The organism is Streptomyces sp. NPDC002926, assembly GCF_053591755.1.
On the sequence record NZ_JBSFUK010000003.1, the window covers coordinates 310429 to 326623 of the forward strand.

17 protein-coding genes are annotated in these 16195 nt (G+C 70.0%); 2 read left to right on the forward strand and 15 right to left on the reverse strand.

What is annotated here, in order from left to right; genetic code table 11:
* Nucleotides 1-8: 8 nt before the first annotated feature.
* The 8 genes from pcaDC to ACWDZ6_RS07810 all read right to left on the reverse strand — a co-directional run bounded on the left by pcaDC (nt 9) and on the right by ACWDZ6_RS07810 (nt 8435).
* Nucleotides 9-1295, reverse strand: coding sequence for a bifunctional 3-oxoadipate enol-lactonase/4-carboxymuconolactone decarboxylase PcaDC (gene pcaDC, locus ACWDZ6_RS07775; protein ID WP_389181118.1), 1287 nt, complete (start codon nt 1293-1295; stop codon nt 9-11).
* A 36-nt stretch (nt 1296-1331) separates the two neighbouring features.
* Nucleotides 1332-1910 (reverse strand): hypothetical protein, encoded by a 579-nt coding sequence (locus ACWDZ6_RS07780; RefSeq protein ID WP_451502143.1) that lies wholly within the window; start codon nt 1908-1910, stop codon nt 1332-1334.
* 2 nt (nt 1911-1912) lie between these two features.
* Nucleotides 1913-3073, reverse strand: coding sequence for an ROK family glucokinase (locus ACWDZ6_RS07785; protein ID WP_451502144.1), 1161 nt, complete (start codon nt 3071-3073; stop codon nt 1913-1915).
* A 377-nt stretch (nt 3074-3450) separates the two neighbouring features.
* Nucleotides 3451-4278 (reverse strand): ATP-binding cassette domain-containing protein, encoded by an 828-nt coding sequence (locus ACWDZ6_RS07790; protein ID WP_451502145.1) that lies wholly within the window; start codon nt 4276-4278, stop codon nt 3451-3453.
* Nucleotides 4275-5339, reverse strand: coding sequence for an ABC transporter permease (locus ACWDZ6_RS07795; protein ID WP_451502146.1), 1065 nt, complete (start codon nt 5337-5339; stop codon nt 4275-4277). Before ACWDZ6_RS07795 ends, ACWDZ6_RS07790 begins: the two co-directional genes overlap by 4 nt.
* Nucleotides 5336-6349: a sugar ABC transporter substrate-binding protein gene (locus ACWDZ6_RS07800; protein WP_451502147.1), complete on the reverse strand. Its 1014-nt coding sequence runs from the start codon at nt 6347-6349 to the stop codon at nt 5336-5338. Before ACWDZ6_RS07800 ends, ACWDZ6_RS07795 begins: the two co-directional genes overlap by 4 nt.
* A 128-nt stretch (nt 6350-6477) precedes the next feature.
* Nucleotides 6478-7476: a sugar ABC transporter substrate-binding protein gene (locus ACWDZ6_RS07805; RefSeq protein WP_351457291.1), complete on the reverse strand. Its 999-nt coding sequence runs from the start codon at nt 7474-7476 to the stop codon at nt 6478-6480.
* A 239-nt stretch (nt 7477-7715) separates the two neighbouring features.
* Entirely contained in the window at nt 7716-8435 is a 720-nt protein-coding gene (locus ACWDZ6_RS07810; protein WP_326655463.1) for a GntR family transcriptional regulator, read from the reverse strand.
* Nucleotides 8436-8590: 155 nt separating this feature from the next.
* Here ACWDZ6_RS07810 and ACWDZ6_RS07815 point away from each other — a divergent pair, with 155 nt between their 5' ends.
* A complete protein-coding gene (locus ACWDZ6_RS07815; protein WP_451502148.1) occupies nt 8591-9595 on the forward strand; it encodes a Gfo/Idh/MocA family protein in 1005 nt (334 codons plus the stop codon).
* Between the two features lie 89 nt (nt 9596-9684).
* On the opposite strand, the gene ACWDZ6_RS07820 is transcribed toward ACWDZ6_RS07815, so the two are convergent.
* From ACWDZ6_RS07820 to ACWDZ6_RS07840, 5 genes are all read right to left on the reverse strand, one after another.
* Nucleotides 9685-10878, reverse strand: coding sequence for a cytochrome P450 family protein (locus ACWDZ6_RS07820; RefSeq protein ID WP_451502149.1), 1194 nt, complete (start codon nt 10876-10878; stop codon nt 9685-9687).
* A 10-nt stretch (nt 10879-10888) separates the two neighbouring features.
* Nucleotides 10889-11308 carry a PaaI family thioesterase gene (locus ACWDZ6_RS07825; protein WP_326653574.1) on the reverse strand — a complete coding sequence of 140 codons (420 nt, stop codon included), beginning with the start codon at nt 11306-11308 and terminating at the stop codon, nt 10889-10891.
* Nucleotides 11309-11370: 62 nt separating this feature from the next.
* A complete protein-coding gene (locus tag ACWDZ6_RS07830) occupies nt 11371-12549 on the reverse strand; it encodes a cytochrome P450 family protein (protein ID WP_451502150.1) in 1179 nt (392 codons plus the stop codon).
* A 9-nt stretch (nt 12550-12558) separates the two neighbouring features.
* The gene (locus tag ACWDZ6_RS07835) at nt 12559-13230 is read right to left on the reverse strand and encodes a response regulator (protein ID WP_451502151.1); all 672 of its coding nucleotides are present in this window, start codon (nt 13228-13230) and stop codon (nt 12559-12561) included.
* Nucleotides 13227-14456, reverse strand: a complete 1230-nt coding sequence (locus ACWDZ6_RS07840; protein ID WP_451502152.1) for a sensor histidine kinase — start codon at nt 14454-14456, stop codon at nt 13227-13229. The genes ACWDZ6_RS07835 and ACWDZ6_RS07840 overlap by 4 nt, the downstream gene beginning before the upstream one ends.
* Nucleotides 14457-14600: 144 nt before the next feature.
* Here ACWDZ6_RS07840 and ACWDZ6_RS07845 point away from each other — a divergent pair, with 144 nt between their 5' ends.
* Nucleotides 14601-14819 (forward strand): hypothetical protein, encoded by a 219-nt coding sequence (locus tag ACWDZ6_RS07845; protein ID WP_451502153.1) that lies wholly within the window; start codon nt 14601-14603, stop codon nt 14817-14819.
* Here the strand turns inward: ACWDZ6_RS07845 and ACWDZ6_RS07850 are convergent.
* The gene (locus tag ACWDZ6_RS07850) at nt 14816-15199 is read right to left on the reverse strand and encodes a hypothetical protein (protein WP_451502154.1); all 384 of its coding nucleotides are present in this window, start codon (nt 15197-15199) and stop codon (nt 14816-14818) included. The two genes, ACWDZ6_RS07845 and ACWDZ6_RS07850, sit on opposite strands and share 4 nt — an antisense overlap.
* 11 nt (nt 15200-15210) lie before the next feature.
* Nucleotides 15211-16137, reverse strand: a complete 927-nt coding sequence (locus tag ACWDZ6_RS07855; RefSeq protein ID WP_451502339.1) for a DMT family transporter — start codon at nt 16135-16137, stop codon at nt 15211-15213.
* Between the last annotated feature and the right edge of the window lie 58 nt (nt 16138-16195).

Consider the following 16195-nt stretch of genomic DNA (forward strand, 5'->3'; position numbering starts at 1 on the left):
CCATCCTGCTACGCCTTGGGGGTGGTCTCCTCCTGGATCACGGCCTGCGCCACCTTGAAGGCGGAATTCGCCGCGGGGACGCCGCAGTACACAGCCGCGTGGATCAGGACTTCCCGGATCTCCGCCGGGGTCAGTCCGTTGCGCAGCGCGGCGCGGGTGTGGAAGGCCAGCTCGTCCAGGTGTCCGCCCGCGACCAGTGCGGTCAGCGTCACCACGCTGCGGGTGCGTCTGTCCAGGCCTTCGCGGGTCCAGACCTCGCCCCAGGCATAGCGGGTGATCAGCTCCTGGAAGTCGCCGGTGAAGTCGTCGGCCGCGGCCGTCGCACGGTCCACATGCGCGTCGCCGAGAACCTCGCGGCGCACCTTCATCCCGGCGACGTACGGATCGGGGCGCCCCGTCCGCACGGCCCGGGGCTGCTCGGGCGAGGCCGCGGCGATCTCGGCGACGGGCGCCCTGGGCGCGGAGACCGCGGGCACGACCGGCGGCACCGGAATGGCCGACAGCGTGTCCTGCCACGCTGAGGAGAAGTGGCGTTCGAGCAGATCGGTGACCGCGGCGGGCTGCTCGACGGGGGCGAGGTGGGAGGCTCCCGGGACCAGCGCGAGCCGGGCGTCCGGAATCCCGGCGACCAGCGTGCGGGCCTCGGCGGGACCGGTGACCTGGTCCTCGGAGCCGACCAGGACCAGCGTGGGGACGCCGACCATGCCGAGTTCGCCGCGGACGTCGAAGGCCGCGAGCGCTTCGCAGGCGGCGATGTAGCAGCCGGGGTCGGTGGTACGGACCATCTGCACGGCCCACTCGACGATCGCGGGCTGGGCGGAGGCGAAGCCCTGGGTGAACCAGCGCTCGGGCGCGGTGCGCGCCACCGGGTCCAGGCCGTTGGTGCGGACGATCACGCCACGCTGGCGGAACTCGTCGGCGGTGCCGAACCGGGGCGACGCGGCGACCAGCGCGAGGGATGCCAGCCGATGCGGGTGGCGCAGTGCCAGTTCGATGCCGATCGCGCCGCCGACGGAGCAGCCCGCGTAACCGAAGCGCTGGATGCCCAGCTCGTCGAGCGTCGCGAGCAGCCGGTCGGCGAGCTCGGCGACGGAGGTGGCGGGATGGGCGGGCGCGCCGCCGTGGCCGGGCAGATCGAAGCGGAACACCCGCCACCGGCTGGAGAGGTCGGTTATCTGCCGGTCCCACATGTGCCAGGTGGTGCCCAGAGAGGGGCCGAGGATGAGCACGGGGGCGTCGTCGGGACCATCGATCCGGTACTGCAGGGTCTTCGGGGGCGTCTGCGTCTCACTCACCCTCTCCACGCTATCCAGTAATGGTTCGTCGTGCGGTCAGGGGGTCGCTGTCGATACGACGTACACCTTGGGGCGGGCCGTATCGGTCAGATCGACGGTGATGTCCTGGGTGGGCCGCGGGTCCTTCTGCGGGTGGCTGGTGCCCGCCCAGTCGGCGTGCCCGGCGCCGAAGTCCCAGCCGGCCGTCTCGGCGTCGCGCGCGCTGATGGTGACCGTGCCGGCGTGGAGCTTGGCGCGGCTCGTCCCGACGCCCTCCAGGAACAGGTCGAGTCCGGCGGAGGTGGTGCGGAACTGCGTGAACAGCCGGCTGGTCTTCCAGTTGCTCGTCTCGTAGTAGGCGACGTCCGTGGACTTCGGCGGGATCGGCACCTCGAAGACGCGGCGCTTCGTCTGGGAGGGCCAGGTCTCCCGCAGGCTGGTGGCCGAGGACTCGGCCTCCTTGTCCCGGCCGCTGTCGCGACTCTGCTCGGCGGAGATCACCAGATAGCCGGCCGGGACGCCGACGAGCAGCACGATGATGATCGCCGTCAGCCAGCGGCGACGGAGCCTGTGGCGCCGGTCCTCGGGAGGGTGGGCGTTCTCGTCCGGAGACGTGGACTGTCGGGGCACGGTCATGGCTACGGTTCCTGGGTGGGGCGGGTGGTGCTGGAGTTACGGATGACCTGCGCATAGCGCTCGTACCGCTCATGGCGCTCCACGCGGCGCCGGTTGGCCCGGCGGAAGCGGCGCGCCACGAGCCGCGCGAGGTCGGCCGCGCCGACCATACCCGCCTCGGGGCCGAGCTGGGCTTTGGCGATACGGGCCTCAGGGCGGTAGCCGCGGCCGGTGAGATTCCGGCGGAAGGCGTCGCGGGCGGGCCCGATGAGCAGGTCGTCGGCGGCGCTGACACCGCCTCCGATGACGAAGCAGGAGGGGTCGAGTGCGGCGGCGAGATTGGCGATGCCGACGCCGAGCCACTGCCCGATGTCCTGGAAGAGCTCGATGCACATGGCATCGCCCTCGCGGGCGAGTTCGGTGATGAGCGGGCCTGTGATCTCGTGAATGTTGCCGCCGACGCGCTCGATGAGACTGTGCGCGACCGGGGAGTCGGCGGCGGCCAGCTCGCGGGCCTCCCTCACCAGCGCGTTGCCGGAGCTGTACTGCTCCCAGCAGCCGCGGTTGCCGCAGGGGCAGCGGTGGCCGCCGGGCACGACCTGCATATGACCGAACTCACCCGCGACTCCGTACTTGCCGCGCTTGACCTGGCCGTCCTCGAGGATCGCGCCGCCGATGCCGGTACCGAGGGTGATCATCACCAGATGGTCCTCGCCACGGCCCGCGCCGAAGCGCCACTCCGCCCAGGCGGCGGTATTGGCGTCGTTGTCGACCAGTACGGGCACGGCGAGCCGGGCCGCGACGGCGTCGCGCAGGGGCTCGTTGCGCCAGGCCAGATGGGGCGCGAAAAGGACCTTGGAGCGGTCGGCGTCGACCCAGCCGGCCGCGCCGATACCCACAGCGTGCACATCGTGACGGTCGGAGAGATCGAGTACCAGCTCGCAGATGGTGTCCTCGACGACCTTGGGGCTCTTGGACTTGTCCGGCGTCTCGGTGCGGATCTTCTCCAGGATGACCCCGTCGGCGTCGACGACACCCGCCATCACCTTCGTACCGCCGATGTCGATGCCGACCGTGGGAACGCGGGGCGCGGTGAGATGAGAGCGCCGCTCGCGGGTGCCGACGGTCTTCAGGACGGTGGCGCGGGCGGAGCCCCGGTGGGCGAAGTCGCGGTACGTGCTCATGTCCCTGCGGAGTGTCGGGGGCCGGGTGGTGTCACGGCCCGGGGTGGGCGGCGCCCACCGGGCCCGATTCTGCCATCCGGCGGGTCGGGGTGCGGCTCCGGTTCGGTGGCCCCGGAGCCGGGCGAGTCCCGCTGCCCGCCCCTTCCCGAACCGGGGACAAGCCCGCAGACCTCCGGATACGTCCTTCGGGCGTGTCCTCAATCGCCGGACAGGGTTGATTTCTCGAAACCCTCCGGCGATCGAGGAACGGGGCCCGGGGGCTGAGCCCGGTGGGGAGCCCCGAAAACCGGCCTCGCCGGCGTTCGAGGCGCGGGGCTCGCGGGCCACGCCCCCGATCACGGACAGGGGTGAGGTGGGGAGCGGGCCCGCTGCGGGCACTACGCGGTGGGGGGCTCGTCCTTCACCGGGTGGCCGCCGAGGTGGGTGGGTACCGGCGCCCGCTCCAGCTCATGGCGGAGGTCCTCGAGCTCGCTGCCGCCCGCCATCTGCCGGGTGAGCTCGTCGAGGGTGACCGAGTCCTTGGTGTGGGCTGCGGACATGGTGCCGCGCTTGAGCAGTACGAAGCGGTCGCCGACCAGATAGGCATGGTGCGGGTTGTGGGTGATCAGCACGACGCCCAGACCGGCGTCGCGTGCCGCCGCCACATACTTCAGTACGACGCCGGACTGCTTGACGCCGAGCGCGGCGGTCGGCTCGTCCAGGACCAGGACCTTCGCGCCGAAGTAGACCGCCCGGGCGATCGCCACGCACTGGCGCTCACCGCCGGAGAGCGTCCCGATGGGCTGGTCGACATCGCGCAGATCGATGCCCATGCGCAGCAGCTCGGAGCGGGTCGTCTCACGCATCAGCTCGACGTCGAGACGCTTGAAGGGGCCCGCGCCCTTGGTCGGCTCGGAGCCGAGGAAGAAGTTCCGCCAGACCGGCATCAGGGGTACGACGGCGAGGTCCTGGTAGACCGTGGCGATGCCCCGGTCCAGGGCTTCGCGCGGGCTGGCGAGGCTCGCCTGCTCCCCCTCGATCAGGAAGGTGCCCGCGTCGTGCCGGTGCAGACCCGCGATGATCTTGATCAGGGTGGACTTGCCGGCGCCGTTGTCGCCGAGCACACAGGAGATCTCCCCGGCGTGGACCTCGAGCGAGACGCCTTCCAGCGCGCGGATATTGCCGTAGTACTTACTGACGTTGTCGAGCTCGACGAGGGCTGTCATTTGCTTGCCTCCGCACGCTTGCGGACCCATGCGTTGAGCAGGGTGGCCAGGAGGAGCATCGCTCCGAGGAAGAACTTGAACCAGTCCGGGTTCCACTCCGCGTACACGATGCCCTTGCTGGTCATGCCGAAGATGAACGCGCCGACCGCGGAGCCGATCGCCGAGCCGTAGCCGCCGGTGATCAGACAGCCGCCGATGACGGCCGCGATGATGTACGTCAGCTCATTGCCGACGCCCTCACCGGACTGCACCACATCGAACGAGAAGAGGAGATGCTGGCCGGAGACCCAGGCGGCGAAGGCGACGCCCATATAGAGGCCGATCTTGGTCCTGTTGACCGGGACGCCGACCGCGCGGGCTGCGTCGGCGCCGCCGCCGACCGCGAAGATCCAGTTGCCGAAGCGCGTACGCAGCAGGATCCAGGTGGCCAGCGCCACCAGCACGAACCACCACAGGATGGTCACCTTCAGCGTGACGTCACCGAGGGTGAGCTGTGAGGCGAAGAGCTTCTTGGCGGACTCGAAGCCCTCCATGTCGGCGATGGACTTCGTCGAGACCGTGCCGCTGATCAGCTTGGTGAAACCGAGGTTGAGGCCGGTCAGCATCAGGAACGTGCCGAGCGTGATGATGAAGCTGGGCAGTTTCGTACGGGTCAGCATGAAGCCGTTGAAGACCCCGACGGCGAGCGTGACGAGCAGTGAGACGAACACGCCGACCCAGACGTTCGCCGTCATCTGGTAGCTGAACATCGAGGAGACCAGCGCGGAGCTGGTCACCAGGACGCCGGCCGAGAGATCGAACTCGCCGCCGATCATCAGCAGCGCGACCGGTACGGCCATGATGCCGAGGGTCGAGGCCGCGTACAGCACGGTGGAGAGGCTGGACGCCCGCAGGAACGAGTCGGCGACGAACGAGAAGAAGATGAAGACCGCCACGGCGCCGACGACCGAGCCCAGCTCGGGCCGGCCCAGCAGCTTGCGCAGCGGCGAGGTGCGCAGCAGCCGCTCGTCGGTCTTCTCCGGTGTCATGTCCGGTGTGGCAGGTGGTGCGGTAGCGCTCATCGGGTCCCCCGCTCCGTGTATTTCTGAAGCTCGGCGGCGTCGTTCCTGGTGATGATCTGCGGTCCGGTCAGGACGGGCCGCCCGCCCCCGAGGACATCGGCGTTGTACTTGTGGAGCCACAGCAGATCCACGGCCTCGTACCCCTGGAGGTACGGCTGCTGGTCGACGGCGAAGCCGAGCGTGCCGGCCGTCAGAGCGGTGGCGACCTTGGCGTTGAGGTCGAAGGTGTCGACCTCGGCCTTGCTCTCCGCGGTCTTCCTGGCCTGGACGGCGGCATCCGCGAACGGCGCGCCGAGGGTGACGACGGAGTCGATGGAGGGGTCCGCCTGGAGCTTCGCCTCGATGGACGCCTGGACGTCGGGCATGTTGGTGCCGTCGACGTACAGGTTCTGCAGCTGGCCGGCGAAGGTCTTCTTCGCTCCGGCGCAGCGCTGCTCATGGCCGACATTGCCCTGCTCGTGCAGCACGCACAGGGCCTTCTTCTTGCCGCGCCTGTCGAGCTCGTCGCCGACGGCCTCGCCGGCGATCGACTCGTCCTGGCCGATATGGGTGAGTGCGCCGTACGCCTTGGACTGTTCGGAGCCCGAGTTGACGGTGATCACCGGGATGCCGGCCTTCTCGGCCTTGACGATGACGTCCTTCATCGCGTCGGGCTTGGCGAGCGAGACGATGAGGCCGTCGACCCTCTTGTCGATGGCCGCCTGGACGAGCTGGGCCTGCTGCTGGCCCTCGTCGCTGTGCGAGTAGAGGAAGTTGATGTTGTCCTTGACGGCGGCCTGCTCGGCGCCGTTCTGGACGATGTCCCAGAAGGTGTCGCCGTCACCGGAGTGGGTCACCATGGCGAAGGTCCAGCGAGGGGTGGTCACCGCGGACCTGCCGGCGGCGGCCTGTGCCTTGCGGGCGTCCTCCGCACGCTTGCCGCCGGTGCTGCTGCATCCCGCGAGGGAGGCTCCGAGTACCGCCGCCAGCACCGCGCCGAGCGCGCGTACCCCTGTCCTTGCCCTAGCCACGACGCCGTGCCCTTCTTGCCGTACTCGCTGTGATTCTCGGTGCGGCCGGGGGACGTGATGACGCGCCCCGGCCGCCCAAGTATGTGTCACAGCAGGTCGGAGGGTGGGCATCGGGTATGCCGGGTAGGTCATCGGGTGCCGTCGGCGGTCAGCTTCTCCAGGGCCGGCACGTCCTTCTCGGTGACGAGGGCGGGACCGGTGAGGATCGGCTTGCCGCCGCCGATCACATTGCCGTTGGTCTTGTTGAGCCACAGTTCGTCGATGGCGAGGTAGCCCTGGAGGTAGGGCTGCTGGTCGACGGCGAAGCCGATCTGCTTGGCCTTGAGCTGCTTGACCACTTCGGCGTTGAGGTCAAAGGTGTTGACCTCGGCGCTGGAGCCCGCGCCCTCCTTGGCCTTCACGGATGCGGCGGCGAACGGAGCGCCGAGCGTGACGACCGCGTCGATGTCCTTGGCACTCTGCAGCTTCGCCTCGATGGAGGAGGTGGAGGCGGGCATATTGGTGCCCTCGACGTTGAGGTTCTCGACGGTGCCCTTGAAGGTCTTCTTCACTCCTGCGCAGCGGGCCTCGAGCGAGACATTTCCCTGCTCGTGGATGACGCAGATCGCCTTCTTCTTGCCGCGCTTGTTGAGCTCCTCGCCGACGGCCTCGCCGGCCACGGACTCGTCCTGGCCGATGTGGCTGAGCGCGCCGATCTCCTTGGAGAACTCGGCGCCGGAGTTGATCGTGACGACGGGTATGCCGGCCGCGACGGCCTTCTTGACGACCTCCTTGACCGCCTCCGGCTTGGCGAGGGTGACGACGATGCCGTCGACCTTCTGGTCGATGTAGGTCTGGACGAGCTGGGCCTGCTCCTTGCCCTCCTTGTTGGCGGCGTAGAGGAACTCGACGTTGTCCTTGCGGGCCGCGACCTTGGCGCCGCTCTGGACGATGTCCCAGAAGGTGTCGCCCTCGCCGGAGTGGGTCACCATGGCGATCTTGAGCCGGCCGGTGGTGGCGGGCTCGCCGCCTCCGCCGCCCTTGGAGGGGCTGTCCTTCGCCTCCTTGCCGCCGGAGCTGCTGCATCCTGCGACGACGACCAGGGCACATGTGGCGAGCAGGGCTGCTGCCGTGCGGGTGGTACGCATGGTGGGTCCGCCTTTTCTCCCGGCCGCCCGGTTGCGGCTGGGTGAGTTTTTACGGCGGTCCCGCGACCCCGTCAAGACTTTGTCCGAACATTCTTACGGGAATGACATTCTTACGTGACCGAATCGTGCGGGTGGGCCGGGTCGCCGCCGGGCGCCGAAACCGGCCGGACGGCGCCACGGCCGGCGGTGTCGCCATCGGCCGGGTCGCGGTCGGCGGCGGGGTCACGGCAGGGACCGGGTCACGGCCGGACGAGCAGCTGGAACTCGAAGGCGTAGCGCGAGGCGCGGTAGATGTGCGAGCCGAACTCGACCGCCCGGCCGGTGTCGTCGAAGGTCGTCCGCTCCATGGTCAGCAGCGGAGCGCCGGTCTCCTCGGTCAGCAGCTCGGCCTCCAGCTCTGTGGCAGCCCGCGCCCCGACCGACTGCCGGGCGCTGTGCAGGGTGATCCCCGCGGTCCGCATCATCCGGTACAGGCCGGTTGCCTCGAGCCGCTCCGTGTCGCATTCGAAGAGGCCGGCCGGCAGATGGTTCCGCAGGCGGGCCATGGGCTCGCCGTGGGCGAAACGCAGGCGCTCGATCAGCTGGACGTCGCTGCCCTCCGGCACCCCGAGGGCGGCCGCGACCTCGGCACTCGCGGGCTCGAAGGCGTTGCGCAGCACGATGGTGGCCGGGCGCTGACCGGCCGCCTCGAGGTCGTCGTAGAGGCTGCTGAGCTCCAGCGGGCGCTTGACCTGGCTGTGCACGACCTGGGTGCCGACGCCCCTGCGGCGCACCAGCAGGCCCTTGTCTACGAGGGACTGGATGGCCTGGCGGACGGTCGGGCGGGACAGCCCGAGCCGGTTGGCGAGCTCGATCTCGTTGCCGAGCAGGCTGCCAGGGGTGAGGGTCCCTCTCTCGATGGCTGCTTCCAGCTGCTGCGACAGCTGGAAGTAGAGCGGGACCGGACTGGTGCGGTCCACGCTCAGCTGGAGAGACAGGGACGGGTCCGTCACGTGTCTGGGCTGCTTGGGCACGGGGTGAGCGTAGTCGCAGTGAATGTTGACGGGAAGTCGTGAGGTTCGGTTGTCAGGACAAAGTCTTGACATGGCGGTCGGCCGGGCAGCACCTTTAGGCCATGCGCATCGGACTTATCGGTACGGGACGTATCGGCTCCTTCCACGCCAGCGTGCTCAGCCGCCATCGAGAGGTCGGTTCACTGGTCGTCGCTGATGCCGACGCGGCACGGGCGGCCGAAGTCGCCGAACGCACCGGGTCCACCGCAGCACCGAGTGCCGATGAGATCTTCACCTGGGGCGTGGACGCCGTGGTGATCGCCTCGGCGACCGCCGCCCACGCCGAACTCATCGCCCGCGCCGCCCGCGCCGGTCTCCCCACCTTCTGCGAGAAGCCGATCGCCCTGGACCTGCCTGGCACGCTCAGCGCGCTCCGTGAGGTCGAGCAGGCCGGCACCCTGCTTCAGCTGGGCTTCATGCGGCGGTTCGACGCGGGCTACACGAAGGCACGCGAGGTCGTACGGTCGGGTGCGCTCGGCAGGCTGCACACCGTACGGGCCATCACCTCCGACCCCACGCCGCCGCCCGCCGCGTATCTGCCGCTCTCCGGCGGCCTGTACCGGGACTGTTTGGTCCATGACTTCGACATCCTGCGCTGGGTGACGGGCCGCGAGGTCGTGGAGGTGTACGCGACCGGTTCGGACGCCGGGCCCGCGATGTTCCGCGAGGCGGGCGACGTGGACACGGCGGCGGCGGTGCTCACTCTGGACGACGGGACACTGGCCACCGCCACGGCCACCCGCTGCAACGGCGCGGGCTACGACGTACGGATGGAGCTGGCCGGCGAGCTCGACACGGTCGCGGTCGGACTGGACGACCGAACACCTATCAGCTCGACCGAACCCAAGGGCCCGCCCGCGGCGGACAAGCCGTGGCCCGGCTTCCTGGAGCGGTTCGCCCCGGCGTACGAGGCGGAGCTGGACGCGTTCGTTCGGATGGTTCAGGGCGAGGCGGAGAACCCGTGCGACGGATGGGAGGCGCTGACGGCGCTGCGGATCGCGGAGGCGTGCGAGCTGTCGCGGCGGGAGCGCCGTCCGGTGCGGCTCGAGGAGATCCCCTCCGGCTGACGACCGGCCCCCCGGCCGACGGACCGGATGGGCCGACCGGCCGACCGACCGAGCACGCCGACCGGCCGACCCCAACCGACTACACCTCGCTACCAGCTGACCGGCAGGCTCTCCGGCCCGCGGATCAGCATGCCGGTCCGCCAGGTCAGGGCCGCCGGATGCGCGTCCAGCACCAGGCCGGGACAGCGCTCCAGCAGCGAACGGATCGCGATCCGCGCCTCCAGCCTGGCCAGCGGGGCGCCCAGGCAGTAGTGGATCCCGTGCCCGAAGGCGAGGTGTCCGCGGCTGTCGCGCCGGATGTCGAATCGGTCCGGGTCGGGGAAGCGTGCCGGGTCGCGGTCGGCGTCCGCCAGGGCGATCAGCACCAGTTCGCCACCGCCAGGGATCGTCGTGCCGCCGATCTCCAGGGGCTCGGTGGTGAAGCGGTACGTCGGCGTCTCCAGCGGTCCTTCGTAGCGCAGCATCTCCTCGACCGCGCCGTCGAGCAGCGAGAAGTCGGCACGCAGAGCGGCCAGTTGGTCAGGGTGGGAGAGCAGGGCGAGTACCCCGTTGGAGATGAGGTTGACGGTGGTCTCGTGCCCGGCGACGAGCAGCAGCCAGGCCATGCCCAGCAGTTCCTCTGCGCCGAGCCGGTCGCCGTCCTCGTCCGCCGTATGGATCAGCGCGCTCATCAGGTCGTCGCCGCGCTGCTCCCGCTTGTCGGCGAGCAGCTGCGTCAGGTACTGCGTCATCTTCGCGGACGCATCCCTCCGCGCGTCGCGGTCCGCCGCGGAGAGCACCGTGTTGGACCAGGACCGGAAGGTGTCACGGTCCAGGAACGGCACGCCGAGCAGCTCGCAGATGACGGCCATGGGCAGCGGGAAGGAGAGCGCTTCCACCAGGTCGGCGCGCCCGGTGGGCACCATCTCGTCCAGCAGCCGGTCGGTGATCTCCTGGATGCGCGGGGCGAGTTGCTCCACCCGCCGCGTCGTGAACTCGCGTACGACCAGCTTGCGCAGCCGGGTGTGCAGCGGCGCGTCGGAGCTGAGCATGGTGAGACCCGAGGAGATCTGGCGGATTCCGAGCTCCGGCGAGACATTGCGCCACTCCTTGGACAGCCGCGGATCGGCGAGCGCGGCTCGCCCCGCTTCGTGTCCGACGATCAGCCAGGCCGCGTAGCCCTCGGGCATCTGTATCCGGTGGACCGGGCCCCGCGCCCGTAACCCGGCGTAGACGGGATAGGGGTCGCGGGTGAAGTCCTCGCCCAGCGCGGCAAGATCGACGACGGCGGCTTCGGTGGTCATGGTTTCCCCCTCAGGACTGCTGCGCGGACAGTACGGTGCCCTGAGCGACGGCGCAGAGCGTCTCTTCGCCGTCCGCGTTCACCGCGGACAGATCGCAGCGGACGACGGCCTGACGGCGGCCGGTGTGCACGACGGCGGCGCGGGCCACCAGGGTGCGCCCGGTCGCCGGGCGGATGTACTGGACGGAGAAGCCGCCGGTCAGCACCGCGGGCCCGAGCGTCGTACCGGCGGCAAAGCTGATGGAGTTGTCGGCTGCGTACGCGAGCACTCCGCCGTGCAGATAGCCGTTCTGCTGGTGCAGCTCTTCGCGGATGTCCACCTCGAGCACGGCCTCGCCGCCGCCGAAAGCGGTGATCCGTGCCTGGAGCAGCCGGCTGAACGGCTGGCTTTCGAGAACCTTCCGGGCCGCTTCGAGGTCAAGTCCGGGCATCGTGCTCCTTGGGAAGTCGGTGACGGAGGAGTCCGGTCGAGCGCTCACTCGCCCATCGTGCGCTACCACCGCACCGGGAGCCTGCGCACCCCGCGCATCAGCATGCCTGGCACCCAGTCGAGCGGACCGGCAGCAGGGTTGATGGCCAGGTCCGGGCAGCGTTCCAGCAGAGTACGGACGGCGATCCTGCCCTCCATACGGGCCAGCGGCGCGCCCAGGCAGTAATGGATGCCGTGGCCGAAAGCGAGGTGTCCGCGGGTGTCGCGGCGGATGTCGAAGCGGTCGGGGGCGGGATAGCGGGCGGGGTCGTGGTCGCCGGCGGCGATGCCGACGAGCACCGCCTCGCCGGCCGGGATCACGGTGTCGCCGATCGGGACCGGGACGGCGGTGAAGCGAAGTGTGCCGGTCTCCAAAGGGCCGTCATAGCGCAGCATTTCCTCGACCGCGCCGTCCAGGAGTCCGAAGTCGGCGCGCAGAGCGGCCAGCTGACGGGGGTGGTCGAGCAGGGCCCGTACGCCGTTGGAGATCAGATTGACGGTCGTCTCATGGCCGGCGATCAGCAAGAGATAGGCGAGAGCGCGCAGTTCGGCGACCGAGAACCGGTCGTCGTCCTCGGCGCGGGTGCGGACGAGTGCGGACAGCAGATCGTCGGTGGGGCGGCCGCGGCGTTTGTCCTCGATGAGTTCGTCGAGGTAGGCGGCCAGTTCGTGGATGGCGTCCTGTTCGGCCGCGGGACCTGTCGGGGCCACCACCTCGTTGGACCACTTCCGGAACACGTCTCGGTCGGCGGTCGGCACGCCCAGCAGCTCGCAGATGACAATGATCGGCAGTGGGAAGGCCAGCGCGTCGACCAGATCCCCTCGCCCGGCCGGCAGCATCGCGTCGAGCAGCCCGTCGGTGATCTGCTGAATGCGGGGGCGCAGGCTCTCCACCCGGCGCGCGGTGAATTCGCGGACGACGAGCTTGCGCAGCCTGGTGTGGTCCGGCGGATCGAGGACCAGCAGATGCGGGCCGATGACGCGTTCATCGAGCATCGTCGCACCAATCGTGGCGGGCGACTTGGACAGCCGCGGATCGGCGAGCGCGGTCCGCGCCTCCTCATGGCCGACGATCAGCCAGATCTCCTCACCGTTCGGCAGAAGCACCTCATGGACGGGCCCGGACTCGCGCAGTCGGGCGTAGTACGGATACGGATTCGCGATGAAGTCCGCTCCGTGCTCGCCGAGATCGACGATTGTCATCGCGTCAGCCTACGTCGGCTCCTCCTCGTCGAGCAGACCGGCATCATGGGCCAACAGAGCGATCTGGACACGGTTGTTGAGGCCAAGTTTGGCCAGGATGCGGGAGACATGCGTCTTGACCGTCGGCACGCTCATGAAGAGCGTCGCGGCGATCTCGGCGTTGGACCGGCCGCGGCCGACGGCGACCGCCACCTCCCGTTCGCGTTCCGCCAGCGAGGTGAGCCGCTCGGTCGCCGCTGCTCTGCGGGTCCCGTGCGTGCTCCCCGCCACGTGCGTCACCAACTGGCGGGTGACGGCCGGGGAGAGGACCGGATCGCCGGCGGCCACCCGTCGTACCGCCGCGACGATCTCGGTGGGCGGAGTGTCCTTCAGTACGAATCCGGCCGCGCCCGCCCGCAGCGCGCGCAATACCTGTTCGTCGGCGTGGAAGGTGGTCAGGACGATGACCTCGGGCGCCTCGGGGCGGCGGCGCAGCGTCTCGGTGGCGGTGAGGCCGTCCACGACCGGCATCCGGATGTCCATCAGCACCACATCGGGCGAGAGCCGGTCGACGAGCGCCTCGACCTCGGAGCCGTCGGCCCCCTCCCCCACGATCTCGAGGTCGTCCGCACCCCCGAGCATGAAGGCCAGTCCTGCCCGTACGAGCGGGTCGTCATCCACGACGATCAACCGAATTGTCATGAGGGCCACGGTAGCCAGGCATGGACACGGAATCCGCCGTCGGCCGTCGCTCCGTGCTCGAGCCTGCCGCCCGCGAGGGTGGCGCGTTCGGTCAGACCGATCAGTCCCTGGCCCGATCCGGGCACCTTCGGGACCTCGCCGAGAGGGGCCGGATTGGCCACCTCGACGGTGAGACCGCAGCCGGGGCCACCACTCACGGCGACGGTGACCTCCGTGCCGGGGGCGTGCTTGCGGGAGTTGGTCAGCCCTTCCTGGGCGATCCGGTAGACAGTGCGGCCGGTGGCCGCGGGGACGGCGGCCGGGGTGGTGATGCGGTTGTCGAGGGTGACCTTCATACCCGCCTCGCGGGACTCGGCGACCAGCGCGTCGAGCGTGGCGAGTGTGGGCTGCGGCCGGTCCGCCCCGTCCCCGTCGCCCGGGGCGCGCAGCACGCCGATGATCTCGCGCAGATCCTGGAGTGCCTCGTGTGCGCTGTCGCGGATCACTCCGGCGGCCCGGGCGACCTCGGCAGGGGGCGCGTCCGGCCGGAATTCGAGGGCGCCCGCGTGCACGCTGAGGAGTGTCAGCCGGTGAGCCAGCACATCGTGCATCTCTCGGGCGATCGCCTCACGGGCCAGGCGCTGGGCGTTCTCGGCCCGGAGCTCGGCCTCGGTCTCGGCCCGCCTGGCCCGCTCGCGCAGCGCGACCACGAGCTGGCGGCGGGCCCGTACGAGCATGCCCCAGCCGGTCATCAGCAGGATCAGGACCACCGAGGTGATGAACGAGGCCAGGAGCGACATGCCCGGATCGGGGCGCACGACGGCGGAGACGACCGAGCTCGCTACGGCGAGGGCGCTCACGACCGCGACCGGTCTGAAGGGGCGGTGCACTGCCAGGCTGAACAGGCTCAGCAGCAAGGCTCCTGCGGCGACCGGCACCACCACGCTCACGACGATCAGGGTGATCGCGAGCCCGAGCGGTGCGCGCCGCCGCGCCCAGAGCGCGCAGCAGGCCGCCGCGCCCACCAACTGGTCTGCGAAGACAACGAGTTCGGAGCTACCGGCCTGCTGGCTCTCCTCAGAGGCAAGCAGGCCGATGACCGCGGCGATGACGAAGACGAAGGTGTCGACGATCCAGTCGCGTGCGGTGCGCCGCGGCCTGGCCCTGCTCCGGTCGCCGGCCAGGTCCGGGTCCCTGGGGTCGGACATGGCCGAGGGAAGCAGCCAGGGGTACTCCGTGCGCGTCATATCGACAAAGCTACGCAGGCGGGGGCCGGATGGGTCCGTGCGGCCGAGGGAGGCTACCAAAGTCGCGCGGGCTCAGACTTTCGGAGCCGCGGCACATCCCGAGGGCCGACGCGACGGCCCGGCGGACCGGACCACGATCAACGGATGAGGAAGATTCTCGAAGGCATCGGCATGGTGCTGCTGGTTGTGGGTGTCTGTGGAGTGCTCCGCGAGCTGACGGACTGGTTCCGCTTCCTCGGGTTCACGCGTTTCGTCACCGAGTACTTCGCTTTTCTGCACGGCCGGGAGACCTTCGCGAACGTTGTGATCGCCGTGGTCGGCTTCGCGGTGCTGATGATCGCGGACCAGCGCCGGAAGGCTTAGGCGGCAGCGGCTTCGTTCAGTCGGGTCACTTCGGCGAGGTGCTCGCTCATGCGATTGCTGACGCTGCCGCTGGTGTAGAGCACGGCGCCGGCGAGGGAGAGCGGGACGGACAGGCCGAGGACGCCGAGCAGTTCGGGCCAGTCGCGCTCGGCCGCACATTTGGTGCCGTTCGCCGCCCCTTCGTTGGCGGTGGAACGCTCCGTGAAGAACCGCGACTCACAGTCCGAGGAGCCGTACCTGCCATCGACGTCGTACGGCGTGAGCAGCAGGACGCCGAACCACACCCACAGCAGTGCCGCAGCGGAGAGCAGCCCGAGGCCCCAGGCCTGGACTCGCTTGGCACGCGCCCGGAACTCTATGTCGTACACAAGTGATCGCATGGCGCCAGAACTTAGCAATCCGCACGGTCGGCCGCGCGCCTGCCCCAGGTGGTGCCCGCCAGGACCAGGCCGGCGCCCACCAGTCCCAGCGCGCCGAGGTGTTCGCCCGCGATCGCCGTACCGGCGGCGGCCGCCCACAGCGGCTCGGTACCGAGCAGCAGGCTGACGCGCGACGGCGACGTACGACGTACCGCCCACATTTGCACGAAGAAGGCGAACAGCGTGCAGAAGAGGGAGAGAAACAGCAGCCCGGCCCATTCGCGCGGGCCGAAGCCGGCAGCCACCGACCAGGGCGAGGCGCCGGTACCGGGGACGGCCGCCAGGAGCGCGAACACGGCGACCGCGCTGCCCAGTTGGACCGTCGTCAGCGAGAGCGAGTCCGCGCCCCGCACCGCCTTGATCCTCGCCATCGCCAGCACATGGACGGTACGGGCAAGCGCCGCCAGCAGCATCAGCAGATCGCCGGGCGAAGGTGTGGTGAGGCCGCCGCCCTGGGTCAGCAGCACCACACCGGCGACGGAGAGGCCGGCCGCGGCCACAAAGGCCCGAGGCGGCCGGGTCCTGCTCACCGCGGCCTCGGCGAGCGGCGTGAAGATCATGGTGAGGCTGATGATGAGCCCGGCGTTGGTGGCGGAGGTGTGCACGACTCCGTACGTCTCGAGCAGGAAGATTCCGCTCAGTACCAGCCCGAGGAGAGCGGCGCCGCTCCACTGCGCGCCGGTCAGCGCCCGCAGCTTGCGGTGGCCTGCCACGGCCAGCGCCGGCAGGACGAGCGCGAAGCGGAGCACCAGCACGGCGACGACCGTGTGCGTGGTGGTGATGCCTTTCGCCGCGAGATAGCTGGCGCCCCACACCACGGCCACAAGCAGCACGGGCAGGTCGGTGAGCCAGGCGCGTCGGGGCGCGAGGGCGGCAGCGGGTACGGCGATCGACGACACCTGGGTCTCCAGCGGTTCCGGCAGGGTGGAGACTTCGGCGGCTCGCACGCGGAGCGAT